This is a genomic window from Bifidobacterium callitrichidarum (genome assembly GCF_003129905.1).
GTDB lineage: Bacteria > Actinomycetota > Actinomycetes > Actinomycetales > Bifidobacteriaceae > Bifidobacterium > Bifidobacterium callitrichidarum.
Genome location: NZ_QFFM01000003.1, coordinates 106,381 through 131,710, shown reverse-complemented (window position 1 = coordinate 131,710; position 25,330 = coordinate 106,381). Strand labels below are relative to the sequence as shown.

Below are 25,330 nucleotides of genomic sequence, written 5' to 3'. Positions count from 1 at the left end.
TTCACTCGCTTGCGGTCATTTCCGTGATCGCCTTGTTCACGGCCTGCGCGCTCTTGATCGCACCGGCCTCGGCGAGATCGTGGAACAGTTTCTCACCTTCCTTGGCGAGCATCGTGACCGTCGTCGCCTTCGACTCCGGCAACGGGTCGATGCTCATTCCCATCAACTGTGGGGAGAGGATCGCGACGGCGCGCGCCGCACCCTTGATGGAATGCTTCGTCTCGCCGAGCGCGATCGCACGCTTGCCTTCGGGGTCGATGCTGGCGAGTGTGTTGACTCGTTTGGTGAAGTTTACCAACCGCATCATGAGGTCGCTGTTCATTGTCTGTTCGTTCTCCTTGTTGTACTCTGTTATCGGCCGCACGTCCTCGTATTGCGGTCGGTTTCGCGACACGCTGGGATTTTTTCTTGCGGTCCGGATTAGGTGTGGACCCAAAAACAAAGATACACTGATTATGTCCACACGAGAAACGCGGTTCGATTCCAGAGTGTCGCAAACGGTAAAACGCGAACGGCCCGAACGGAAACGGAACACGCTCCCCACCAAACAAAACAACGGAGAAACAACAAACATGACCGACAACCTCCTGCCCCCATTCGACTTCGACAAGAATCCAGAAACATCCACGTTCGCCGCGGTCGACAACATCGAGAACACGATCCGCGAATGGGAATCACGCCTGCATGACACGAACCGTGGCGCGTCACGTTGGATGAACCAGAGCACCGTCAACTCGCTGTTGAACGCAATCCGCAACGACGAATCGTTCATGACCGTCGCATTCCTGTCCATCGCGAACCCGAAGCTCACGCACACGCAGTTGATGAGCGCCTATCATGATCCCGCGCAAGGCGTGCGACTGTTCAAACAGATTTTCGGCGGCGGCAACCAGACCGACCCGCAGGTCATGCTCAACATCGACAGTGACCTCGCCGCACTATCCATGCAGGACGATCGCACGAAGAACGGTCGCGTGTTCGCATTGCGCGCGGCCGTCGCATGGTTGTCCAACAACGATGATGCGTTACGCGAATACGCGAACATGGCCGCCTACCTGGATTCCGCTGCCGCAAGCCTGCCGCAGACCGATCCGCGCGTCCCCGCATCCACGGACACGTTGACCGTGGTTATGGGAACGTTGGTCGCGATGCGTGCCCAGTCGAAGCTCGATGACGAGTATGCGCGACAATTCAAGAAGCATTTGGACGAATTGAAGGTTCCGGACCTGCCCGAACCGTCTCAAACGTTGGGCGGCATTGTGAACCGAATGCCGCAGATGCCGAGCGTGCCCACGTATCGTACGCCGCAGATGGATGCGCCGTTGATGGGCGTCCGTATCTGACTTGTGTTTTTCCTAATGCGGGCGCGGCCTCGCATATCAATCATGCTTTATTGGTCGCGCCCGCATTTCTCTTGCTTCCACCGGCGGAAAGCAACCCGGTCCCCATTGATTCACGAACACGGAAGGGAGACATCAGCCGAATGACCATCGGAACAACATTCAATCCGCCTGAAGATCAGCTCGCGTTACTGGAGAAAATGTATCGCGCGTTGGATGAGGCGGCGAACAACATCAAATGCGGGGCGTCGAAACCCGAGCAGGTGAAGATCGGTGTCGCCGCCGTGAAGGCGTGTGCGAAGAGTATGAGTGTGGCGAGTACCACGAGTGCGGAGATCAACAGGCTTCGTCGTTTGGTGGAGCATGGTTGGTTGCGTGAGGCGTGCAATGAGATGCTCGCTGTTTACCCTACGCTTTGGCCGTACATGGAGGGTCAGGATGTGCCGATGGAGGAGAAGAAACGCAAACACCGGCGACGAACCAAGAAACGCAAAACCGTCACCAAACGCAGGAAAACCACGCCACCACCAATCATCCGCAACATGACCGATACGCCAATCATGCATAGAAGAGGAGGACGCTGATGCGCAGACGCCGACGCAGACTCTCAACCTGGGATATCATCCAAAACGATTATCAGGCACAATTTTTCATTCGCGTAGCCCGCGATTTTCCCGGTGAACTCGACGGGGAAATGCGACACCTGGTCTGGTCACAAGCCGCCAAAGAAGAAGAACACATGACCGGACACCAGGCAATACGAATGCCACGAAGCGAGGAATAACCGAACCAATATCACCGTAATCATAAGATTGGATTCCGAATTATTATGTCCCCACGCAAGTGGGGTTGAATCGTACCAGTCGCAGTTCTTGATACGCATCGCGCTCATTCCCCACTTCCGTGGGGTTCATTCGGAATCCAGAGCGCGGACTTATGATTACAGAAAACCTGATGTGGGCCGGACATACAAGTTCCGGCCCACATTTTTTTTATATGGTGACTGGTTGAATTAATCCGGAACTCCAATAATCGGTGGCGATGAATTAACGACGGACGGATATTCCGAGAATAAAGGCACGCCATTCGATTTCATTCCCATAACACAGACGGGTTATCGTATTCCCGATATCGAATCGGCACCTAGATGCAAGGTGAAAAATGACCGTCCCGAAGCAAAGCAATATGAATCCGCCCGCAGGCCGTAGTCTGTCCAAAACGGTCGGATATGTCACCGCCGGCTCATACCCCTTTTTCCTCCCGTACCGTTTGGACGGTGATATGAAAGGGGCGCATCCGAGCGGCCGCACACCGAGATTACTGACCGTGTTCTTTTCGACGCTGATATGCGGCAACGATTCATCCTATGACGCGGATAAAAGAGTATTAAGGTTCCATCGTGGTTTCCGACTGTTGTCGAAAATGTTCGGCACGTTCAATTCGCAGAAGTCGAGGAAGATTCTTGCGGATAATATTCGTCTCATGGCCGATGGTCGTATGGTGTTCCCTGCCAAACCAGATATGAGACTTATCGAGTACTGGCATGATGATGAGTTTCTGTCGGAAATGTGGGTGCGGTTCACTCCGGAATATGTGGGAGCGTTGACTTCGAATCCGCGTGAGATTCCGTTGTCGCCGTGTGTGCATACGGTTGGGCGTCCGTTTGAATTGGATATGCTCGTGTTGGCTGCATTGTATTGTCCGGAGGACCGGCAGTTATTGATGTCCTTCGAGACTTTGAAATCAATCACTCCGGTGACGATATCGTCCCGTCGTGTATTGGAATCGTCGTTCGCGAAGTTGAATGCGTTGCAGGATTATTGGAATTTCCGGTTGTTGAAGGACCGTGTTTCGATTCGGCCGAATATTTTGAATCTGACGGTCGGTAATGCGCTTGTTTTGGATGCGGTCCGTTTGTCTTCCTGACACCCGGCTGATTTGACTATTCGCGGTCTGGTGTCGGATATTTGTTCATGCGTGGTTTCCGTTTCATTTTTTGATTAAAGAACACTCTTTGAGAGAGGTGGCCTCCATTGGCTGACATCAAATGCCCATACTGCAGCAGTAAGAACCTGACCGTCACAGACAACCGTTTCACCTGCCCGGACTGTCACATGACGGAAACGATGCGCTACCTGCAACGCTGGTGGGAGACATCCGACTGCTGCGAATACGAGAAACGAATCTTCGAACCCGGCCTGTATGAGACGACTCCGGAAATGATCGCCTGCCTAATCGAAGACAACGGCATGACCGGCGAACAGGCCGCACAATCCATCGCACGCAACGAAGTATTGAATCTTCGCGCGCGTGACTGGTGGAACCGTCACGTTGCGGAGCATCCGTTGGAAAACGGTCGACTGTTGGAATGGTTGAACCGCGACTAGACCGCAACGGATATTCTTGGAAACGGTTCATGGCGTTTAATCAATACAGTTCCCAATGCGCGTCATGTACTGCGAAACGATTTAGGGGATGGCTCCCGTGCACAGGAACCATCCCCTAAATCATATTTAACTGTGAGAATTACAGGGCGAGCGTGGAAATCACACTCAAATCCACGCCATCCCCCCACTTCGATGCGACGTTCTTCGCATCCTTACGCGGGTCACCCGTGCTGCGACCGAAATCCTTCTCCGGTGCGACGGCGTTGAACAATCCCATCATGCTCTTCGCCAAATCCTTGTCGGCGCTGAACGCCAATGCGAGATTCATCATCAGCACGCTCGTATCATCCGAACCCGTCAGTTCCTTGACCTGCGCGGCGACCTCGTTGACACGCTTCCTGTTCTTCTTCTCGGACAGTTGGGCGAGTAGCGTGGCCGGGTCGGCGGTGCCGGCTCCGAGAATCGTCTTCGCTGCGGCCGCGCCACTCTCCGTGTTGAGTGTGTTGAGGCAGTCGATGAGTTTCTTCGCGGCCCAACGATCGAATGTGGGAACGGTGCCGTTCTTCTTCACGCGGTGACCACGGCCCGACGCGGGAGTTTCGGCCGTCGCGGTTTCGGTTTCCTCATCAGACTCATCATCGTCTTCATCGGATTCGGCTTCGTCCTGTTCGTCGTCGGCGTCTTCGGTTTCGCCGTTATCGTCCTGCTTTTCATCCTCGGTTTCCTCGACAGACTCCTCGGAATCCGATTCAGTTTCAGTTTCGTCCGCGACGTTCTCGCTATCGACGTTCACCGTCTCGTCGTTCTCATACTGGTTCACGTCGTCAACGTTCCCGTCCTGATCATCGAACTGCGGTTCAGCCGGTTCCGCGACCTGCGGTTCCACCGGCTGCGGTTGCGCGGAGTCGTTCCTGAAATTGTTCCATGGAAAATCAGCCATGACCCATTCCCTTCAACAAAGTTTTTCGTGTGTGGTTGCTGGAATTGTTTTCGCAGACCGGTGGCACCGGTTTGTTGCGTCACGGATAGGATAATGGTTCACGCCGCGTACTCAACCGCGCACAAAAAGTTTCCCCCGACGAACATCATCGTATCCGCTTTGCTCGGCGTGTTGAAACTCATAACGACATATACTGATTATGTCCACACAAAGAGAACAGAAAAATAGAACGGAGAGAGAAAATGCTTACCACCGACGAACTCCTCGAAGTACTCGGCGACGACACCGATACGCTCACCACACGCGAGGTCACATTCACCTGCGGCCACACCCGTATCTGCGAGGACATTAGCGCCTGCCAGAAGGATTACTTGGAACGCCATGAACTCTGCCTGGCCTGCAAGCGTATCAGGGATGAAAAGATTATCGACGACCTGTCCAAGCTGTACGGCGACGGTGTACGCAAGGCGTGGGAGAAGCACCTGCCCGCATATTACGAGGACTGAACTTCAGGTGTCCGTTTCGATCATCGTATCGGCGGACACCTTTCCTTATATATAGTTCCCCGTTCCCGCCCGCGCCGGCCGCGCCCGCCCGCGCCGGTGGTTCCCGACAACTTTGCGGAACCCGAAAAAGAAAAACGGCGGACAGTGACCCGACTGATGCTATGCATCACCGGGGCAATGCGGAAACGGTCAAACAAAAACCGAACATGGTTTGCAGTCGAACGAAATCACCATTCCGGGAAAACGAAAAACTGAAAAGAGAGGAAAACAGGAATCGTCCAACTCAAAGTATGAACGAACATCATACTGAAAAGCATCACGCAGTGAAACAAGATTTCGACAAAACGGGAGCCAAGGCGAACCAAGAACAGCCGAACGGAAAAATCAAAGCGAAGCGAAAACCAAGTTCGAAAACCATTACGCTCGATTTCGGAAAACCGAAAACGGCATTCGTGAAACGGAAGAACGACATCGGCAACCTGCCTGCAAGGCGAGGCGAAGATTTCGGAAGAAGTGGAACGAAGAAACTCGAAGAAAATGATAATGATTATCGAAAGATGGTCATAAGCATTCTCGAAGAGAGGAAGCAAGAGGCAGATACGCAAATCTGTCCGCGCAGTCCTTTGCGACGCACCAGCGCACAAAGCGCCGAAACGACATGAAACGGAGTGTAGTGGAACTGATGATGCTCATAAGTGAATATGGATTCCGCTGAAACTAGCGAACGCGGAAATGAAGTGGCATCCAGATTTACTTATGAACATTGTCAGTGAAACGAAACATAGTGCAATTAGTAAGGCGCTGTTTTTTGAAAGTTGGTACCGATTCTAGCTGTAATTGGGCATTTTCCCGTCATTTTTGAAAGCGAGACAAAATGGTTGCACTAATCATAGGGGGAGGGAACCTGCTCGGCCTCATTTCCCAGCGGATTCCAGAGAAGCGGTGGAGGGTGCCCAGCGGTGGTGACATCGACGTACAAGCCAAATTCCTGGCCGACCATCCCGCCCCGCAAGGCAGGGGATACGTGTTCGTGGACCAGCCAGGCAATTGGATGATGGTCTCCCAAGCCGGATGGCGCGTCTACTGGTGCGACGCAAGCCAAGTGCCCGTCGGATGCCTGCCATTGCCGGACCAGATACTCAACCACAGCGTCAACGACCTGACCCAACGGTTCTGGAACCAGAGCATCAACGACAAGCGTCTCGTCGGCGACGTCCTATTGGGCCGTGAGGATCCGATGGGCGTGCTGATCTGCGTGACCAGCATGAGCGGCGGCGTAGGCAAGACCGTCACCAGCCGTCGACTATGCGAACGGGCCGCAGAGATGGGAGTGCCGAGCCTGCTGGTGGACGGCAACATGCTGCAATCATCCCAACGTTCGTTCTTCGACCCGGAACGTCGCATGAACGTGCGCAGCATCGCCGACTGGCGCAAGGGACAGAAGGCGACGATGGGAGCCAACCCGGGCAAGAGGTTCTTCAACGTCGAATACGACATCAGCTTCGCCCCACCCACCGGCGTCACCGTCCCATGGCAACAGTATCTGGATTACGTGGAGGAGGCGCGCAAACGTTGGCAGTTCATCGTCGTGGACCTGGACCGTATCAGTGCGGCGGACCTGGACGATCCGAGCACGGCGGCGGGCGCGCTCATCGTCCCATGGGTGCGGTCCGGTGATCTTGTCCTGTTCAGCGTGAAGGCCGGATTACAGACGCAGGCGGATGCGATGGCCGTGTTCCAGATGCTACCCTCGCACGGGTTGCCGCAGGAGTGCATCGGCATCAAGGACAGTATCCCGGCGGGCATGCCCGACTCGGATTACACGCAATACGATTACAGCGACTACGGGATCTTCTTCGGAGCGGAACGACAGACCACCAAGACAGGTGAACTCATCGCAGCCGGACAATCCAACTGGCCAGACCCGGAACTCGACTGGGTACGTGAGAAGGTGTTGGACTGGGCGTTGCCTGACCGTGGTTTCGATCCGGAACAGTTCGAGCCAAAGCGGAAGAAGAAGGGAGGCCTGTTCGGATGGCTGAAGAAGTGACGAACCCCAGCAGCCCATCGACGGCATCATGGACGGGATGCTTTGACCCGTTGGATGATTACCTTTGGTTCGGTCAATCCGACTGTGATTGGATCAAGCCAATTCAAATGCAGGATTTGATGGCGTCAGGCATCCATGAAGTAGATCGGTACCCTTGGTTTGTGACCGACTTGAAGAAGGCAAGAACCATGGTTCAGGAGAACCGGGAAGCCGTTCTGAGCATCATCGGCGCGCTCATGTCATGGAGGAACGCGACCATCAGCCAATTGCGAGCCGGGTTGGTCAGACATCCAGTACCAGAGTTCACTCGAAGCTCTCCGAACCTGTACGGGGCATTGTCCCGTGTCGGAGCATTGAACATCGGGTTTTCCAAACGCGAATACATGGCCAAAGTGTATGTTCCACAAATCTGGTTGGGCTTGAACGGTATTCGTGGACAGGTAAGTAAGGTCACGAGACTTGCAGCAGGTTTTGGATATCCAACTGATGCCATTATCCGCGCGGGTGTCGGTATACATCAGTATGCGAGACATAACACCTGCGCTTCGCATGTCGGCTTGGCGTTCGCTCATGATGATCGTGTGAAATACGCGGCGGGGGATGGTTGGGCGTTGTTCCGCCGATTGGATGCTCAAGCGACAGGTGAGATGGGCATCCATCTTAACAATGCTCCGGACCTGCTTGGCTTCACCAACCAAGGAGTGGCTGCTGCGATCGAAGTTCAATCAGCATTGACTGATGTGCCGAAGAAGATGAGAGCGTGGGTTGATTTCCTCTCTCATTCGCCGATGAGTCGCCGTGGTATCCTCTGTATCTGGCTGCTCATCCCGAAAGTATCGAAGGGTAAGTTGAACTTCACGAGAATCTTCGAAGAGTCGACGAACCTTCCTGGAATCACGGTGGGGGAGCCGCCGGTTTCGAATCGTATCGGTTGGGCGAACTGGTATGACTGGTTCGACCAACAGGGCAATCCGACCGATAGGCTGGGAACGTTCACCGACCTGATGGGACACGAGCGGAGCATGTTCGACACGGACTGGGGTTTGCTCCCGCAGACTGCGGACTATTCGGAGTTGACCGACTGGGGTTGGAACCTGATGAACCAGAGCATCCTCGATGTGTTCGGCTGGGATACCAGTACTTGGGTGAAACCGGCATTGTACCGTGGCGACTCGTACGGGTTCATCGGAGGTCTCGCGGGGGAAGGCGGTGTCCGGTGAACGACCTGAACGATCTGGATGAAATGGATACTCCCACGACGCCGATACCGGACCTTGGCCCGGACCTGGTAGTGCGACCATCGGTGCGAGCTCTGCAGCGTCGGGCCGAGGAGCATCGCGCCCGCGCCCTGCATCATGTGAGCGAACTATGCGAGCAGGGGCGGCGTGATGAGGTGCTGCGTTGGCTGATCCCGGAGATGATGCGTGACCCGTCGTTGAAGAAGATACGACTTTGGCAGTTGGATGTCGTCATGTTCGGGGTCGGACAGGAGCGCGCGTTCCGCACCATCCGCAAGGCGAAAGCCTTGGCGGGGGACAAGAGCAACATGAAGGTCGGTTGGGCGAACCTGGGTTGGGCGTTGGAATCCCAACAGGATACGATCCGTATGACCTCATGGTTGTGGACGATCATGCTACGCGAGCATCTCGTGGACTTCAGAGTGCCGGACGGTTTCCCCTACGAGTGGATATACAGGACACCACCGGGACTCCAATAGTTTCCGATCGGAACAACCCCATTGCCTGACCGTGGGCAAGACCACGACAATCAGACACGCACATATATAAGAGGAACCCGAATCAGGGAGAGCGCACAAAGAGGACGGCACCCACAGGGAAACCACCAACACCCACACCTATATATAAGGAAAGGAAGGCGGGCACCCAATGGGCAAACCATGCTGGCACTCCACCACCCGCACACTGCAAACCGCAACCGGCGACCAACAACGAACCATGAGCGGCACCGTCAGCGGCCAACTCAAAAACAGCATCCTCCTCCTCGTCAAACACGGCGACCAACCGGTCAAACAATACATATACGGCGACACCGAAAGTCTGAAACGAGCAGGACGCCAAGCAGGCTTCGACGTCAAACCCCTCGACCAGGAACCCGAACTCCCCGACACCGCCAACGAATCAGCACACCCCATCATCCCATGGCGCAGCCGACTCAACCGATTGAGCAACATGGAAAAACTCCGCAGCGACATCATGGAACTCAAACGCAGCGTCGAATCCCTCATGCCCAACGACAGTTGGGTCAGCATCAACCTCCGGGAACACGGCTACTGGGAGGATCAGCGCATCCGCAACTGGGTCGCCAGTGAACACAACACCACCGAAGACGGCGACGACCTCGTCAGCTCCGGCAGCATGTGCGCGCGCATCAGCGTCGGAGCCGCCAGCAAACAGGAGGCCATCAATACCGCCAAAGCCATCGGCGGAGCAGTCAACCCGTTGATGAGCCGCATCAGCGCACACCAATCCCAACCACGCCTCATGGGATGGACAGTCGGCCTCGCCATCACCATCCTCACTCTCATACTGACCACGCTCAGCCCGCTCGACCTATGGATGCTCGCCATCCCCATCGCCATCACCCTCATACTCCTCATGGCGGCGATGATCATCTACGTGGCTACCAACGCAAGCATCTTCGGACAAATGCTCGCCATCGGCATACCCCTGATTGCAATGTTCGCGCTTGCTCTGCTACCGTTGTCTTTGGCGGTCACACTCATCCCAGCAGCATATACGGTCGGCATGTTCATCCGATGGTTGCGACGCAGCAAGTGGGATGACATCTATCAGAAGCCGCGACGTTACCGTGGATTCGAACCGAACAGGAAAGCCGAATCAGCCGATAAGGAAACCCCATTGGGCGGACGCGATGACACCAGGGTCATCGTCGGATATCCAACCCAACGCAGCACGCTCCTACTGCCACCGTTGACGGTCATGGCGTTATGGACTCCGGGCGGTATGGCTACGGCGAAGACGCAGGAGGCGCATCCGGTGCCGGAACCGTTGGCACAGGGTGGAGTTCCGCTTGGTTTGGACCAGACCGGACGCGAGGGGTACCTGGTTACGGACCAGTTGTATGGCGGTATCGCAATCATCGGCGAGGCAGGTTCCGGCAAGTCCGGCTTGTCCCATGGCATCATGCAGTGGGCCGACATGCACCGTGTTGACACGTCGTCAAAAGACTGGGGCAAGGACAGTCGCATCATCGACTTCGCCATGAAAGACTCCGACGGCGTACGCATCATGCAAGCCTACCGTCAACACCACAAGGACAAATGCCGTCCCGGCCGAGTCAGCTACCTCGCCAACCCGAACGTCAAAACCATCGACCTACTCGGCATGAAAGACGGCAAGGACGCGCGAGCCACCGGACAACAGATCGCCGAATGCATGCAATACTCATTCGACCCCGGCGACATCATGAACGACTCGCTCGACGTCATCACCAGCGCCATGACTATCGCTGTCGCAGTCAGCCGACTACCCGACCCGCAAGTACTGGTGGACAGGGCACGCCAACTGGAACAGAAATACCCCGGCGCCGGATACATGAACAAGCAAGCCAGTCCCATCGGATGGGCCGTCGTCGCCCTAGCCGCATCGGACGGAGCCGTCGGAAGCGCCAGAGCGTTGGGCCAAGTCGTCAGAGACCTCGCCCTCGAATACAAGAACAGCGACAACAAGAGTCTCGCCGCGGATCTAGAACAGGCCGCGCGCGCCGCCGAACAACTCTACGGACGCCCGGACGCGAAAGGCCACTTGTCCATCAGCGACCAGCGACTCCGGGACATGACCAAAAGCTCCCGCAACAAAGTCAAGCAGCTCATGGACGTGGAACACGTGTTCACACCGGAACGAGGACAGATCACCTGGAAACAGGTATTGGACAATCCCGGGGACTACCACTTCGTACTCGCCCCGGTCAGCGACAGCATGAAGCTCCCGGACCGTATGAACAAGATTCTCGGCGCATGGCTGATGAAACGACTCTGGGGTGCCATCAAAGACAACTGCCAGGGGTGGCAAGCGGCCGGCAAGCACACCATGATCGTATGCGACGAGCTCAGCCTCCTCGCCAACGCCGACCCGGATTCGTTGGCTGAGATCAAGAACCAGGGGCGAAGCTTCGGAGTCATCCCCGTGTTCGCCACCCAGTATCCGGAGCAACTGACGCCGATACTGTTGACCGCGTTCATGGGATTCAGCACGTTTATCACGTTCAACACCCCGAACCCGAGCGTGGCCGAACAGGCCGCCGCGGTGCTCACGGACAATGAGGGGGAGGATGGTTGGACGAACGGCGCGGTCCGCAACCTGCCCAAGTATTGTGCGGCGGTGAGAACCCGAACCCAGGGGCAGTTGCAGCCGTCGTTCCTTGTTAACGTGCATGACTTCGACAGGAGAGAGTGACCTTCCTCTACCTATATATATGGAGGCGGCCGGTGATCACACGTCACTGACCGCCTCCATATATATAGGTAGAGGAGCCCCTCACATTCAATGAGACCCCATCCAGCCACTACGGCAATACCAGGTCTCTGACCTTGTCCGCACATAGATGGGCTTAAAGGGGAAACCAAGGGGGCCTCCATACCCAAACCTCTTTCTATCCATTACCATATTCAACGGAACCCCAACTTCAACTTCATCAAGGGGTGTACTGCAGTCAGGCACGCATCGGAGCGAAGCAACACAGTCACCTAGTTGAAGAAAGGGATTCCGATATGGATACAGTCCTGTTGGCTGCGGATTCCAATTTGAGGCAGTCCTACGATAAATCAATCGGCTACTTGTTCGGTACAACGGCCGGTCAGGTTGTCTCCAGCATCATGGCTCTTATCGCCGTGGTCCTGTTCGTCATCCTCATCGCAGCAGGTATCTGCAAGATGATGGGTCGTCAGAACAAGCTCACCCAGGAATGGTTCACCGATGGCAAGCGAGTCATCGGTGTGATCCTCGCCATCGTCGTGCTGCTTGGTCCTGTGGCCTTGTTCCCGGTGTTCGCCACCTTCATCGATAACTTGATTAGCGGTGTGAGCTCGTTCCTGCAGAACTACCTTGGCAGCTGAGTCTAACCGGTTTCGTAGGAGTGGTTGGATCGGAACACCACGTGTCAGGGGATCCTCTCCGATCCAACCCTCCCTACGACCTTTTCTTATCTAAACCAGAACAGCGGCGGTCTCCTATATATAAGGAAGGTGCATCATGGCGGAAGGCATCACCCATCCAAGACTGACCATGGACGACATCACTGAGGTGTCTTCAGTGGAGGAGATCGAAAAGAAAAACACCATCACCATCACCAAGAACACCGAAGCACGATCCAAAACAGTCATGGCGGCCATCGCCGGCGGCGTGCTCGGTGTCATCATCTTCATCTGCCTCTTCAGCTTCGTAGGCATCCCTATAGCCAGCGCGTTCATCCCCCTGTGCATACTGTTGGTCCCGTTCTTCGCAGTAGGCAAGGTCAAGGACCCGACCGAACAGCTGCGCTGGCGTCGAGCACAGCAAACCTTCCGATCCAGGGGAGTGGAGGGAAACATCTTCTTCCCCAACAGCACTGTCCCCGAAGACATCATCCACACGAAGCTCATCATCATCGAAACACCTCATATAAGGAAGGAGATGGGCCCCGAACGCTATCGCGGCCGCTGGTGAACGGCAAGCGACGAGTTCTTGGCTCGGCCTGAGATGATACACAATCCATTGAAAGCGAAAGCGCGATGGAACCTGATCCTTCTGGGGTTCCTCATCGCGCTCATCACTCTATTCATATTGCCTGCAAGCACGTGGGCCATGGTCCCCTCGGATGGTGGAGCCAAGGCGGCCTCATCCTCCGACCTGATTCTTATGCTCCCATCCGGCCGTTGGGCCCAGCAGATCGGTAGCATCACAGCCCGTACCGAACCTGCGGATTTCTCCCTCGGCTCGTTCATGGGAAACATAACTTCCTCGATCATGTCTTCGATGAGACTGATCCTGCCGAACATGCTGCTGATGATTTCGCAGATGTGCTGGTCTACCGCATTGTCGTTGAGTCAGTTCGCCGCGAGCTTCGATCCGATCGACACCTTCGGTTCCAAGCTCGACAAGAGCATCGGCAACCTCGTTGACTCCCTAATGAGCGGAGGCATCCCCGCCGTCCTTATCTTCATGGGAGTGTTCGCCTGGATAGGAGCCGCCGCTTTCAACATCGGCAGCTCGGCGGCGGCGGTAAAACGCATCGGCGTCACCATCCTATGCCTGGCCACACTGGTGTTCACTGGCTCCCAGGCAACCAAGGACGGCGACTCGTCCACACCTACAGTCGGTAGCCCCTGGTGGACGGTGTCGACAATCAACTCTGCCGTGAACACGTTGGCTTTCGGTATCAACCTTGACGGGCTGGCCGATAATGATTCGAACATGATGGCCGCCAAGAATCCCAAGAAATATTCTGATGTCCAGAACCTGCCAAACTGCCAAACCTACTTGTATCAGATGCACAAAGCCTACGATGCAGCAGCGAAGAAAACCACTTCAGGCACCAATACCAGCAGTGTAACCAAGGCGGTCAACCGCATGTGGGAGGAAACCGCGTTGCGCAGCTGGGTGACCATGCAATATGGCAACCCGGCCGCAGACAACACGACCACCACGCCACAGGTAGCCGCCAACGCGCAACAGGCTTACTGCCACGTTTTGGAAAGCTACGCGCATACAAACACCGAGGAGCAAAGAGCTCTTACCAACAAACAGTTGGGGACGAACATCGAATCAAAGACCGCCAAATACTTATTCAATCCTGATTTGGGATTCATTGACCCGTGGAATACGAAGGTCAATACCTCGGACAAACCGTTCGACCGCGGGACCGATATTTACAATCAGCGAGCTGCCATCTTCTGGGAGACCTGCAGTGCTTCCGGAGGTAAGGGAATCGCAAGACGTGGGTGGGCCAAGCTCATCCATAACCTCGGCGATGACGGCTCGGGTGCGATCCAAGGCGGTGGCGGAAAGTATCTTCGTGCCGAACGAAAAAGCGGAAGCAAACTGTACCACGTCGTTGATCAGAAAAGCCCTATTCTCAGTGACACAATCAGCGATGTATGCAATGCGGTCTTCACCAACCAGATTTATCAGGGAGCCGAAACCAACACGCCGACCGACGGGAATGATGGAACCAATTACAAAGGTCTCGCAGTCGGCGACTCCGCAGGAATGGGATGGCGTTTCGATGTGCCGAATGTCGGCATGACCTGGCGTGAAGCCAACATGGAATCCGGTATCGGAGCAACAAGGGGGGCCGCTACTGCAGCAGACGTCCAAGGCGTCATTACGACCACGGATTTCATGTACGGCAACAGTAAAATCGACACGCAAGGCGCCTTGGGATCAATGCTCGGAGCAATCTGCAACATGATCGTATGGGGACTCCTATCCCTATTCCTCATCGTCAGCAAACTCATGCTCACCTTCTGCCTACTCAGCCTCATCGTCGCATTCCTCGTCGCAGCCGTACCTGTAGGCGAAAGACCCCGCAAGGTACTCATCAAATGGGCCAAAGGCTGCGTAAACTTCAGCATGGTCGGCATCCTCTACTCGGTTCTAGGCTCCGTCGCAACCTGCATATGCCAACTGGTTATATCGGCGACCGGCATGGTATCCAGCAGCTTCTTCTACAACCTGCTTACAGGCATCAGCCCATTACTGGCGCTTATCATCATCGCACTCACCTGCGGCATGCTAGGACTCGGCAACCCCTTCAGCATCAAAGCCATCGCCAGCATGGCCGGAGCCGGAGCACTCTACTCCGGCATAACCAAGCATGGTCGCCAAGCCGCCTTCGAAGCCATGCACGACCTGCGCCACGGCCACGGCAAGAACAGCAAGGCCGAAGACGGCCGAGCCAGCAGTAAGGCCAATGGCAACGGCAACGCTCAAGAATCCGCCGAAGTCCTACGCAAGGGCAGCAGCAAACCAAAGGGCGAAACCGAAGTCGAAGAGAAGGATACCAAGGCGGAGGCTCCAGAAAAAGCCGAAGCCGGAGGTACCGTCGTCGCAAAAGCCGAAGCCGGAGGTACCGTCGTCGCAAAAGCCGGCACTAAAGATGCCGAAGAAGACTCCGCAGGCAAGGAAAACGAAGAGCCCGAGGAAGAAAAGGAGAAAGCCCTACTCGGTGGCACGCGCTGGGCCGACCAGGATGAGAACACGATCCGAGGAGACCTTGGAAGACGAATGGACGCCAGCCGCGAGAAGTGGCGAGAGCACAAAGCAAACCATGATCTTGCGATTGACGCCCACAAGGACCAGGAAGCCGCCGCGGTCATGAAGTACATCAAGAAGGGCATGACTCCCGACGAAGCGATGGCCAAAGCGCACAATCACCGCGTCCTCAAAGATCTCGCCAGCCACACAGCACACTACGGTGGGGCAGTCTTCCGCGGAGCCGTGGGAACACCTCTCGCTGCAGGAATGGCGCTCGCCACCAGTAAGCCGATTCGTAACCGTGTCAATGAGCTCAAACCGATTGCGAAGACAGCGGCGAAGGCGGCGGTTACTGTTGCGGCGCTAAGCAACCCTGTTACTGCAGGAGTAGGGGTCCTAATGGCTGCTAAGATGGCTACTAACCGTCAGAATTTGTCGAATGCCGGTAAGGCTGTTGATACAACCTACCGCGTCGGCAAGAGCGCGGTGGTCGGATTGCCACAGGCCGTCAACAACTTGCGTACCAATTCGAAGATGGCTGACGCGTTCAGAAAGGCGGATGGCGCTGCACCGCAGTCGCCGGTCGACTACATGAACACTCCTCGAGGAGGTAAGCCAGTGATCACGGGAAGCAGGCCTGCTCCGGTCAACCCAGCCGGAGGGCAGCCGGTTAACTCTACGAATAGAACACGTCAGCTGCCTTCCGCCAATCAACCACAGGTGACTACACTCTCTAGCTTCAGCTGGAGAGATAAAATCGAGAGGCAATCCCTGTCGCAGTTCAGTTGGTGGAACGGACAGAGCCAAACCACTCCGGTCAAGGCTCAACGACCACCGGTCGTAGCTTCAAACGGCGGAACCCTAGCGGGAACAGCTAAGCCCCCGGTAGAAAAACCGGTCGCCTCGCAGCCAAGAATCAATCCTGGTTCCTTGAATACGAAAAATAACCGACTCAAGTAATCCATGAGTGAGGGCGCTCAGCTCCAAGCATCCGATTTGATCAGTCGGACAACACTTGGGGCTGAGCGCCTCTTTCATCGTTGATAGTCCCCCCGTAGAGACTCGTCAACGCCTCAACGATGTGACCCTTGTCAGAAAACAATCCGATCTTCACTCCCGGTTCTGCTTTGACGATCAGTTCTTTTGCCGGAAGATTTGGTGCCTGGTCGAATTGAGATTCTTTTTCTACGGCTTGAATAATCTTCTTACCCTGACGGTACTCATTAATCCAGAATCCTCGGGAGAACGTTTCGATTAGAGGGCCGGCCACATACTGCTTCGCATCATTCATGTGTTCTTTCTTGGCTTTAGCCACAGCAGCGTTGAAACGTTTGACTGCCTCATCGCGTTTCTTGGCAGCACCGAAAAGAGGCTGTTTGAGTAGCTGACCTTTTGCGGTGATACCGTAATACGCTGGATTGGGCCAGTAGCCATTATGGAGTAACCATTTCCCCACGTATTCCTTTGTATCCTGTTCGATGGCGTCGACCATAATTTCGACTACCTTGGCTTTTTCGAGGAACAGTGTTTTCTCTCGCAAATATTTTCTGCCATTGTCGGTCTGACTCCACATCTCAAAACGGAACCGAGCCTCAGCGTTCAACCGCTGTTGTTCTTCATTACGACGGGCTTGGCGTTCGGCGGCTAACTGCTTCTTCAGCTCATCGACGGAATTTTGCAACGCGGCCATATCCTCGGAATGCTGACGTGCATCCGCTGCTCGGCGTGCTTCCTGTTCTTCGGCTATACGTTCGGCCCTACGGTTGTTGTATAGATCATGCCAGAACAATTCCTCATCGAGGATATCTTGCAACGTCATGGCCGCGTGTCCTTTCTCTCCTGCTCTGTTGTATTGTTGTTAACAATAGGACGGAGCGGATGCTGGACACGCGGCCAATGGTGTTATAGGGTCGAGTCGAATCCAATGATCATGTTAAAGAGCATAAGGCGTTCGGCTTCTGGAGCTGTTGGATAGTCCGTTTGGGTAAAATGGACTCCTCCGAATGAGCTAGTCGTTATCGTGAGCATTGCGGGCTCGCCATTTTCATGCCATGCTGGTACGTGTAATAAAGTAACACCATCGGTTTTCTGTAGGGAGGCTATGCCCCATACGGGGTGGAGGTCCGACGAGGGCTTATCAGTTTTGATGCCTTCACCCATGGTGGCGGCTGTTGCGTGTATGGCTGCAACGATCTTCGTGGACTGTGTTTCTAGTGCGGTGTAGACTTCTTCTTGGCCGGTCATGGTTTAGTCCTTTCTTTTGACCGTGCATGGGGTTCCGGTTGCAGCGGAGCCCCATTTTTCGTCGAAGAGGTGCTTTCCTTTTTTGTTATGTATCTTCTCCTGACAACCATTATGTGCTTATATAAGCACAGAGTCAAATGAGGGTCGCTTTCGGCGTGTTGTTATATAAGCACATACAATAGAAGTATGGCAAAAGTACCGCGAACGTGGAGCAGCGAAGATCGAGCTTTAGTGGCAATAATCACCGAAGCCAAAGCGCAGAATGCCCTGTCATACAGAGATCTGGCTGAGAAGGCTCACATGACAAGCACTCGACTCTTTCAACTTGCAAGCGAAATCGGAGGGCCGCCAACCTTTACAGAATTCATTGACATCTGCGTTGCCTTGGATATCAATCCACCGGTGGTGTTGGATAAAATCCTTGAGGCTGACGGTTGTGATGACACGCCGAGGTCGAAGTTAACCGCAGAGTATGATAGACTGAAAACATGTACAAGAAAGAACGACGAAAACACACACTCGGAATCTGAACTCGAAGCATAAGACAGCATTCCCGAGTCTAAAGAAAGTTTCCACCGATATGACTGCGTGGATCCTATAATCCGGTTCTTGCTTCATTCCCCACGTCAGTGGGGTTGACCCTGTACGCCGGATACAGGGATGACAGGGCGCCTCTAAAGTAGAGAAAACGGAAACCGGCTGTCATTCGCGGGAAAATAACTATTTTCCTCGAAGCAGACCGTTGATATTCCGTTATTTCTTTGCTCTTGTCCCCACGTAAGTGGGGTTGAATCCTTAAAGGCCAGCTCCAGGAAGAACGTGTTGCACTTGTCCCCACGTAAGTGGGGTTGAATCTAAGGTCCACGCGGCGACGCCATTTGCAAAGACCTTGTCCCCACGTAAGTGGGGTTGAATCTGAGACTGCTGCAGGCCAGTGGGCAACCCGTCTCTTGTCCCCACGTGAGTGGGGTTGAATCTGACGTCACCGAGGTAGCGTTTGTTGAGGAGTTCTCGTCCCCACGTAAGTGGGGTTGAATCCCATTGCAAAATTGACGCAGCCTTTGGCTCATTCTTGTCCCCACGTAAGTGGGGTTGAATCCCATCTCATCAAAAAGAATGAGAAAAACGGCAACTTATCCCCACGTAAGTGGGGTTGAATCCAATACCCCGCAGCCGTCGTCAGCCGAGTACTGCTTATCCTCACGTCAGTGGGGTTGAATCTTCAGCGCGGTCCCGTTCTGCCTTTTGACGGGCACTTGTCCCCACGTCAGTGGGGTTGATCGTTTGGCGACTAGTGTGGATTGTTTTTAGATGGATTTTAGATTTTTTAGATTTTTTAGATTTTCGTGAATCGAATATCCGTAGTCGAAGACGAAAAGGGTTTTCAGCCATTGACTTACCTTGCCTCTTTCAGGCGAGGCTTGTCTTTCGCAAGGACGCGCGTGGCTTGTTCGTATCATCTTGCGTACGGTGACGCATAATGAACTAGTTCGACTAATATAAAAATGAATGACATTGGCCCTAGTCACCTGATTTGACGAATCGGCTCAGCGGGTAAAACCGTGCGACCGGAATCATGTCCGCATCTCTTGATGCTGCTACCGTTTGAGCCAGTGTCATTTTCTTGGAAACATCAGGTTTCCGAATAGAGGCGTTCGGCTTCGGCTTGTATTTTGGTGGAGTTGAGCGCTTCTTTGATGTCTTGGTCACGTGAGTACTGGGCGGCGACGTAATCGAGTTTTGTTTGCTCGCGTTCTTGGGCGTAGTCTTCCACTGCCTTCAATGTTGTACGCCAGTTGGTGCCTACTTTGTAGCTGGGGATGGCTCCGCTTTTCATGAGTAGTGTTGCGTGAGGTCGGCTTACGTTGAGTATTTTGGCTGCCTGATTGGGTGTGATGTCCTTTTGAATCGTGGCGATGGAGGCGTTGGGGTCGGAGACAAGTTCTGCTAAGACGTTTTTGACCGCCGAATCGTTGTCGAACTGTTCTAGCATGTTGAAGACGATTGTTTTGTCTTTTTCGGAAATAGTTTCTGGTTCCGCGATGCAGAGTGTCATATCATTCCTTTCAATAACTGAAATAAGTGTAACTCAATACGGGAGACTTTAGGATACGGCGAGTTTCCAACAAAGAGACACGCTTACCGATTTTCCAGACATCCACAACGCAGTCGTACGATAAAGCCATGGAAACAATACCTTTTGGGACAGCAATCCTGTGGAGTCTGGAAGACGCTTTCGGAGATCTCTACTCGTGGATTGATTTCGCGATCATTTTCATTGTTGCCTTGGCGTTCTGCCATCCGTGGGGTACTCAGTGTGGGTATCGGCTGATGCAGGAGCCGAGATTGTTGGGTGAGTCGGAGGAGGATCGTAAGAATCGTCTATGGGGATTGGAATACGATGTCGATCACCTGCCGGGCTATCAGTTGCGGCGTGCGAAGCGTATCGTCATCTGTCTGATTCCTGCGTTTATTGTGCATGTTGGTTTGCATGGTGTGGTGTATCGGAATTTCGTTTCGCCTCATCCGAGTTGGGGTTTCCGGTTCTTTTCCTTGTTTGTCGCGTTGGTTGGCGTGTTCCTTGCGTTGATCATTAACGCGACTTGGCAGGAGTCGGATTATAACAAGGCGCGTGAAATGGATCCGCGTCTTTCCGAGTACAGTCATAAGGGTGTTCAGACCGGCGTGGAAGCTGCGGCTGGTCAGGCGCGTTTGCAGACGACTGCGACTGACACTAGGCCGAATGCTCCGGATAATATGAAACCTTATGATCAGCGTCCGAAGACGAAACAGTATAAGACCGGCGTCTATTCATTGCAGTCGATCGCCGACGCGTATGAGATTCCCCAAGCCCAGGCGGGTGAGGAATCGTACAAAGGTTATCGGATGGTTGATAAGCCCGGTGACGGCATGCCTGACCCGTTGTTGGAGGCCGCGTCCGATCAATGGTTCACTTCGCCGCGTAAATGGTGTCTCATGTACGGTAATCCGGGTGGCGGTTTGAAATCCTCTCACTTCGGTATGAGCGCGTTGATGGGCGCGACCGGTGAGAAGGATCTCGCCAAGATTATCACGCATGAGAAGATGAACGTGATCAGTTTCTGGAGCTTGTACGGTTTGGACAAGAACCTGAAGCATATGGAGGCTGATATCGACTGCGTGCTCGCCGGTATTGACAGTGAGGGTACGGTGCACTTGTGGTTCGTTGACGCCAAGAACTATGCCGGCGGCTCGGATGTCGTGTATGTTCCCTCCGATGAGGAGAACATGCTGTTGCGTGTCAGCAAGTCGAAGCATGCGTTCGTCAAAGGCTACGGTGATTCGCCAAGTTTGAAAATGTCCAGCAACATGGCTTATCAGGCGGACAATTGGAAAACCCGTTGGATGAAGATTCCCGGTATGCCGAACGTGTTCATGCATTGGCGTGTTTGCAGTGTGCCGACCGGTAAGAACGGTACGCCGGAATTCCACGACAGCCTCCAATGGCCGGGCGGCATCAAAGCCGTCACCGTCCGACAGTTGCTGGATGAGATCAAAGCTGTCGACCTGCAGGAACCCGCGCACGTACCCATGTCAGTCGTCGAACTGTTGAAAACATTCGTCAAACCCAACGACGACGGCACACCCGCAACCAGCCCAGCCAACGCCGACAAGGAACAACAAACCCGATTCGAAGCGGAGAAAAGCAAAGCCGAATGGGCGAAACGACGCCAGAACGGCGATGCTAAGACTGAGGGGCCGGAGGAGGTACCGGTGTCGGAAGACGAGCCCACGGAAACCAAGCCGGCTGCTGAAACCGAGGACAATGATGCGACCCAAACCATTCCCGAGCCGCAGACTGTAACCGAACAGAGAACCACCAGTGAGGCAGGAGAGGTACCTCCAGTACCACTGCCGCCACAAACCGAAGAGGATAAACCGAAGGAAGACAAACGTAAGCCGCCAATCACGGGTAACGGATTCTCCGTCGGACTGCCTCCGCAGAACTGAATCCAGACAAGAATGGCCTCCCATAGGGGAGGCCATTCCATTACTCGCCCTAATCGGCTGAAGTCATCCGAGTATACGAATCAAACAGTACTTTCAGTCGTGCATTGTCATCGGCTTTTAGCCATTTATCTGATCCAAAAGCAATGTCAACAAGCCTGTCTAGCTGCTCGTGAGCTTTTAATAGATCTGGATGCATAAACAGCGGATTGTACAGGTTTGCCAAGGTTTCACCTGGATGGTCTGATCGGGCCTTTAATACATTCTGACCTGCTTCAATTATTTTGGCTCTGTTAAACCAGAATTGACATATTTATAAAACGGCTGGCGGTCTTTCTTTTTCAAGTAAAACCGCCAGCCGTTCTTCTACTTAATTAGTTTGCGGACCATCGAGTTCAAGGTCGTTTCGTCTTCTTTTGTGGGTGTATCGCCATGCTTGAAGCGTTTCGCCATTGATGCCATAAGCATCATGGTCTCATTGTGCCCATCAAAGCCAGGGATATTAAGGTAGTCGGTGACACTTGTTCCCAAGCTCAGCGCTGAGGAGTATGCGTTGATTGCATCGGAAACCATACCGGCATTCAAGAAGGCGGTCAGATAGGCGGCCTCATCCTCGGAAGAGACCGGGACAAAATAGACCTTATGGTCCGGTATCACCATCTTCGTTCCTCCGCAGAACTCACTGGAGTCCACGTATGCCGCTACGAAACCGCCGCCAGACATTTCCTTCCAGACAACCTTGTATGGCGAGAAGGTGTATTCGCCTGTCGACCAGATGGACCAGAACGGCTTGCCCTGCTGGAAGCGTCGGTAGCTGGACCGCTGTTCGAGAATGGTGCGGAATTGACTGAGGAACCTGAACATCCGCGGCCGACTTGCCGGCAAGTCCTCGTCCCCGAACATTCCCCGCTGCGGAACGATTACGCACTGACCCGCCTGCGGGGTGGCAACGAATCTATGCACGTCCCGGCCCCTAAGCAACGGGAAGACATCATCCTTTTCCACTACGGCACTCGTTGCCGCGACATCGCGCCGGCGACCGTTGCGAGGATCGTTCGCGATACGAACCATTTTCTCGTCTGGCACCTGTTGTACGGTCACGAAAAAGATACCGTTGACGTCGGTGGTCACTCCCTTTCGGGCGCGATAGACGGATTCCCTAGAAGCGTTGAACAAACCCGGCCAGATTTTCATCTCCTCTGCGGTCCCAACCAACCAAGGGCCTGCATCGGTTCCAGGTACAGGCATCGCCTGAAGGTCGTCATAGGAATCAAGGTTCGGCGAAGCACCCCGCTTCGAGCTGGTGAATCGTCGATATTTGACCGGGTAGCTCGTTGCCTTGCCGTTGCGTCGTATAAGCAGCAAGGTCGGCCAGTTCGCCACGCCCTCAAACGGCCGGAGAGCGGCATAATCCTCCACCGTTTCCACTGTCATAAGTTCATCAGTACCTTCGAGACTGAGTTTCCAGCGTCGGAATCCTTGGCTGGACTCGTTCTTGAATACCGTTCCGGTAATGAGGAAAGCCAGACTTCCTGACTTTCTCACAAAACGTTCCAAAGCATGGTAAGTGACAACGGTCGAGATGTCCGATTGGATGCCGCCGACCCATACGTCCTCGCTAAAAATATCCATACGATCACAGATTGGCTTGATGAATTCCGCGTAAGGGCGGGGAAGATTGCTCCATTTGACCCACGGCGGATTCCCCGCAACCAAGTCGATGTCCTTGACGCAACCGGCTTCGATTCGGTCAAACAGAATCAAGCACCAAATACCGTTCCAGTGATTACGATGAAGGTCCACTAGGTCTTCAATGGTTCGCTCGAAGACCGCGGCAGCGGAAGCCTCGAAACTACGTACAACTGGAGACAACGCTTTCAGCGACGTTTCGATGGCAGGACAATCTAGTCCCGCATCGATGCATATCCTAAGCTGGTCCATAACAGGGAAGAAATCAGCGGATTCAGCCAGACATACAGGAACGGAGAACGAGCGTTCTCCCTTCTCCGTCAGTATCGAATGGGTGAACACACCGTCAACAGGGTCGGCCGTGTTGATCGCATCTGCCAGAAACACTGGAAGCAGCACCGGATCGGACGCGTCGAAACGTCCTGACAGGAAAACGACGATCGACGCTCTAGCGGTGAGCACAGCTAAGGGATTGAGATCGAATCCGTACAAGCCGTGCAGCAGTTCCCTTGCGGGCGAGGAGCCCGAGTCAGTTTCCAGTCGTCGGCGTAGACCTTCCAAAATGAATGTTCCACTACCACAAGTAGGGTCCAACAAAGACTGCGTTGGGGACCAACCCGCCGCATCCATAACATGTGACGCCAGCCAGTCCGGCGTGTAATACTCCCCCAACGCGTGTCGCATGGGTGCAGGGGTGAATCCCATGTACAAGCCCTTGAATAAATCCCGCACTGATTCAGGACTTTTCTGCGTGACGTCGAAATCGATGGTTCGCAGTCGTTCGAGGAGGAGACCAAGCGGTTCGTCCAGACTCTCCGTCACGTCATCACCAAGATACCAAGAGAAAAAGTCCGTTCCGAGCATGTTTTCAATGCCGAACATTCTGAAATATTCACCGGTCTCAATGCTCCTGAGGAATGTCCTCGGGTCGGAAGAAGGATTCAGAGCCTCATCGGAGCGTGAGGCGAGAGAGTAAACCGCGCAGGTCTTCGCCACGAGTGCAATATATGTACTCAAAGCGAATACGTAAGCCTGCGGGTCGGTCCTGTAGTCGATTCCGTGGATGCGGCTCGCGTCTTCCAAATAACGGGACAGCCTTTCCGTTTCCGTTCCATCGACCTGCCCGAAAAGACGCGTCCATTCGGTGTAAATCAGTTTTGTCCTAGTCGAGGATTCCGCTGCCTGGGCGCTACGTATAGCTTGAAACAACACAGGAAGCAAGCGTCGGCCAACCTCCGTGTCTGGTCCGATGAACTGTTTGAGCAGCATCGGACTGACCAGCGGACGACCACCGTCAGCAATCAACGTCAGCAAACGGTTCAAACAAAGATTGTCAAACGGACGTGCCGGCTCCCAAATAAAACCATCGTCAGCAGGACGACCGAACGTTATCGTTTCCCCATCCCATGCGATGAGTGAATACCTGCCTATCTGTCGGCCTTCTTCTTCGGAAAGCAGAGCGACGTATTCTTCAGCCTGCTGGCGGGCATGTTTCAGCTGCGCGTTCTCCATCCCCCTGAACGAGCGTGGTGGTTCGTATTCTATGACAGTGGAACCGTGGACGGCGTCTATCCTTCTGCGCCCGGAATCGAAACTATGCTCATAAGTGTACGAGTTCCAGAAGATTCCATGTTCAGTGCAAAGCTCTTCAAGGATTTTCTCCGCATTGATTTTGAGCTGCTCTTCGTTCGCGGAGATTCGAGCCGCCTCCAACAGTTTTCCGACATTGTCCAACATGTCGGCCTCCGATAGTAAGAATTCGCTCATATTGCCTTTCCTGATCCGTCATCCAGCGTCATATCGAACGGCAGGCCGTTCTCTCTGACGACCGCTTTGAGGAATATGGTGACGGCTCCGGTCATGTTCAATCCCAATGGTTCGAGCACCTTCATGGCCTCGTCCTTCAATTCGGGGTCGAGGCGCATGGTCGTGGTGGGTGTATTCGCCATGCCGTTCCTCCTTTCATTCCGTATC

Annotated in this window: 23 protein-coding genes; 15 read left to right on the top strand and 8 right to left on the bottom strand. The window is 54.2% G+C overall.

Translation table 11 applies throughout. The annotated features are described in order from the left end of the window. Position 1: 1 nt before the first annotated feature. Positions 2 to 322, bottom strand: a complete 321-nt coding sequence (locus tag DF196_RS02190) for a hypothetical protein (RefSeq protein WP_109056303.1) — start codon at positions 320 to 322, stop codon at positions 2 to 4. 250 nt (positions 323 to 572) lie between these two features. On the opposite strand from DF196_RS02190, the gene DF196_RS02185 reads away from it, so the two are divergent. The 4 genes from DF196_RS02185 to DF196_RS02165 all read left to right on the top strand — a co-directional run bounded on the left by DF196_RS02185 (position 573) and on the right by DF196_RS02165 (position 3,727). Next, entirely contained in the window at positions 573 to 1,343 is a 771-nt protein-coding gene (locus tag DF196_RS02185; protein WP_109056302.1) for a hypothetical protein, read from the top strand. Positions 1,344 to 1,483: 140 nt separating this feature from the next. After that, positions 1,484 to 1,924, top strand: a complete 441-nt coding sequence (locus DF196_RS02180) for a hypothetical protein (RefSeq protein WP_109056301.1) — start codon at positions 1,484 to 1,486, stop codon at positions 1,922 to 1,924. Between the two features lie 577 nt (positions 1,925 to 2,501). Beyond that, the gene (locus tag DF196_RS02170) at positions 2,502 to 3,266 is read left to right on the top strand and encodes a hypothetical protein (RefSeq protein ID WP_109056299.1); all 765 of its coding nucleotides are present in this window, start codon (positions 2,502 to 2,504) and stop codon (positions 3,264 to 3,266) included. Positions 3,267 to 3,373: 107 nt separating this feature from the next. Continuing rightward, the gene (locus DF196_RS02165) at positions 3,374 to 3,727 is read left to right on the top strand and encodes a hypothetical protein (protein WP_146194671.1); all 354 of its coding nucleotides are present in this window, start codon (positions 3,374 to 3,376) and stop codon (positions 3,725 to 3,727) included. Between the two features lie 139 nt (positions 3,728 to 3,866). Here DF196_RS02165 and DF196_RS02160 read toward each other — a convergent pair whose 3' ends face one another. Next, positions 3,867 to 4,667 (bottom strand): hypothetical protein, encoded by an 801-nt coding sequence (locus DF196_RS02160; RefSeq protein WP_109056297.1) that lies wholly within the window; start codon positions 4,665 to 4,667, stop codon positions 3,867 to 3,869. Positions 4,668 to 4,909: 242 nt separating this feature from the next. Here DF196_RS02160 and DF196_RS02155 point away from each other — a divergent pair, with 242 nt between their 5' ends. From DF196_RS02155 to DF196_RS02115, 9 genes are all read left to right on the top strand, one after another. Then, on the top strand, positions 4,910 to 5,173 hold the full coding sequence (locus tag DF196_RS02155) for a hypothetical protein (RefSeq protein ID WP_109056296.1): 264 nt from the start codon (positions 4,910 to 4,912) through the stop codon (positions 5,171 to 5,173). 290 nt (positions 5,174 to 5,463) lie between these two features. Next, the gene (locus DF196_RS13215) at positions 5,464 to 5,835 is read left to right on the top strand and encodes a hypothetical protein (RefSeq protein WP_146194670.1); all 372 of its coding nucleotides are present in this window, start codon (positions 5,464 to 5,466) and stop codon (positions 5,833 to 5,835) included. A 287-nt stretch (positions 5,836 to 6,122) separates the two neighbouring features. Beyond that, positions 6,123 to 7,223 (top strand): P-loop NTPase family protein, encoded by a 1,101-nt coding sequence (locus DF196_RS02145; protein WP_241519544.1) that lies wholly within the window; start codon positions 6,123 to 6,125, stop codon positions 7,221 to 7,223. Next, positions 7,208 to 8,443, top strand: coding sequence for a hypothetical protein (locus tag DF196_RS02140; RefSeq protein ID WP_109056293.1), 1,236 nt, complete (start codon positions 7,208 to 7,210; stop codon positions 8,441 to 8,443). The genes DF196_RS02145 and DF196_RS02140 overlap by 16 nt, the downstream gene beginning before the upstream one ends. Further along, positions 8,440 to 8,940: a hypothetical protein gene (locus DF196_RS02135; protein ID WP_109056292.1), complete on the top strand. Its 501-nt coding sequence runs from the start codon at positions 8,440 to 8,442 to the stop codon at positions 8,938 to 8,940. The genes DF196_RS02140 and DF196_RS02135 overlap by 4 nt, the downstream gene beginning before the upstream one ends. 169 nt (positions 8,941 to 9,109) lie before the next feature. Further along, positions 9,110 to 11,659: an ATP-binding protein gene (locus DF196_RS02130; protein WP_109056291.1), complete on the top strand. Its 2,550-nt coding sequence runs from the start codon at positions 9,110 to 9,112 to the stop codon at positions 11,657 to 11,659. 314 nt (positions 11,660 to 11,973) lie between these two features. Beyond that, positions 11,974 to 12,318, top strand: a complete 345-nt coding sequence (locus DF196_RS02125; protein ID WP_109056290.1) for a hypothetical protein — start codon at positions 11,974 to 11,976, stop codon at positions 12,316 to 12,318. A gap of 136 nt (positions 12,319 to 12,454) precedes the next feature. Then, the gene (locus DF196_RS02120; protein WP_193852556.1) at positions 12,455 to 12,907 is read left to right on the top strand and encodes a hypothetical protein; all 453 of its coding nucleotides are present in this window, start codon (positions 12,455 to 12,457) and stop codon (positions 12,905 to 12,907) included. Positions 12,908 to 12,955: 48 nt separating this feature from the next. Further along, on the top strand, positions 12,956 to 16,396 hold the full coding sequence (locus DF196_RS02115) for a hypothetical protein (protein ID WP_146194669.1): 3,441 nt from the start codon (positions 12,956 to 12,958) through the stop codon (positions 16,394 to 16,396). Between the two features lie 40 nt (positions 16,397 to 16,436). Here the strand turns inward: DF196_RS02115 and DF196_RS02110 are convergent, their stop codons facing one another. Both DF196_RS02110 and DF196_RS02105 read right to left on the bottom strand, forming a co-directional pair. Next, positions 16,437 to 17,255, bottom strand: a complete 819-nt coding sequence (locus tag DF196_RS02110) for a hypothetical protein (RefSeq protein ID WP_109056288.1) — start codon at positions 17,253 to 17,255, stop codon at positions 16,437 to 16,439. A gap of 83 nt (positions 17,256 to 17,338) precedes the next feature. Continuing rightward, positions 17,339 to 17,680: a hypothetical protein gene (locus tag DF196_RS02105; RefSeq protein WP_109056287.1), complete on the bottom strand. Its 342-nt coding sequence runs from the start codon at positions 17,678 to 17,680 to the stop codon at positions 17,339 to 17,341. Between the two features lie 186 nt (positions 17,681 to 17,866). On the opposite strand from DF196_RS02105, the gene DF196_RS02100 reads away from it, so the two are divergent. After that, positions 17,867 to 18,223: a hypothetical protein gene (locus DF196_RS02100; RefSeq protein WP_146194668.1), complete on the top strand. Its 357-nt coding sequence runs from the start codon at positions 17,867 to 17,869 to the stop codon at positions 18,221 to 18,223. A 1,090-nt stretch (positions 18,224 to 19,313) separates the two neighbouring features. On the opposite strand, the gene DF196_RS02095 is transcribed toward DF196_RS02100, so the two are convergent. Continuing rightward, a complete protein-coding gene (locus tag DF196_RS02095) occupies positions 19,314 to 19,736 on the bottom strand; it encodes a helix-turn-helix domain-containing protein (protein ID WP_109056285.1) in 423 nt (140 codons plus the stop codon). Positions 19,737 to 19,864: 128 nt separating this feature from the next. Here DF196_RS02095 and DF196_RS02090 point away from each other — a divergent pair, with 128 nt between their 5' ends. Then, the gene (locus DF196_RS02090) at positions 19,865 to 21,670 is read left to right on the top strand and encodes an Aim21 family protein (protein ID WP_109056284.1); all 1,806 of its coding nucleotides are present in this window, start codon (positions 19,865 to 19,867) and stop codon (positions 21,668 to 21,670) included. 49 nt (positions 21,671 to 21,719) lie between these two features. Here the strand turns inward: DF196_RS02090 and DF196_RS14095 are convergent, their stop codons facing one another. The 3 genes from DF196_RS14095 to DF196_RS02080 form a co-directional block, all read right to left on the bottom strand. Next, on the bottom strand, positions 21,720 to 21,950 hold the full coding sequence (locus DF196_RS14095; RefSeq protein WP_338323314.1) for a type IIL restriction-modification enzyme MmeI: 231 nt from the start codon (positions 21,948 to 21,950) through the stop codon (positions 21,720 to 21,722). Between the two features lie 83 nt (positions 21,951 to 22,033). Beyond that, positions 22,034 to 25,123 carry an N-6 DNA methylase gene (locus tag DF196_RS02085; protein WP_109056283.1) on the bottom strand — a complete coding sequence of 1,030 codons (3,090 nt, stop codon included), beginning with the start codon at positions 25,121 to 25,123 and terminating at the stop codon, positions 22,034 to 22,036. Further along, positions 25,120 to 25,305, bottom strand: a complete 186-nt coding sequence (locus tag DF196_RS02080; RefSeq protein ID WP_109056282.1) for a type II toxin-antitoxin system RelB/DinJ family antitoxin — start codon at positions 25,303 to 25,305, stop codon at positions 25,120 to 25,122. Before DF196_RS02080 ends, DF196_RS02085 begins: the two co-directional genes overlap by 4 nt. Between the last annotated feature and the right edge of the window lie 25 nt (positions 25,306 to 25,330).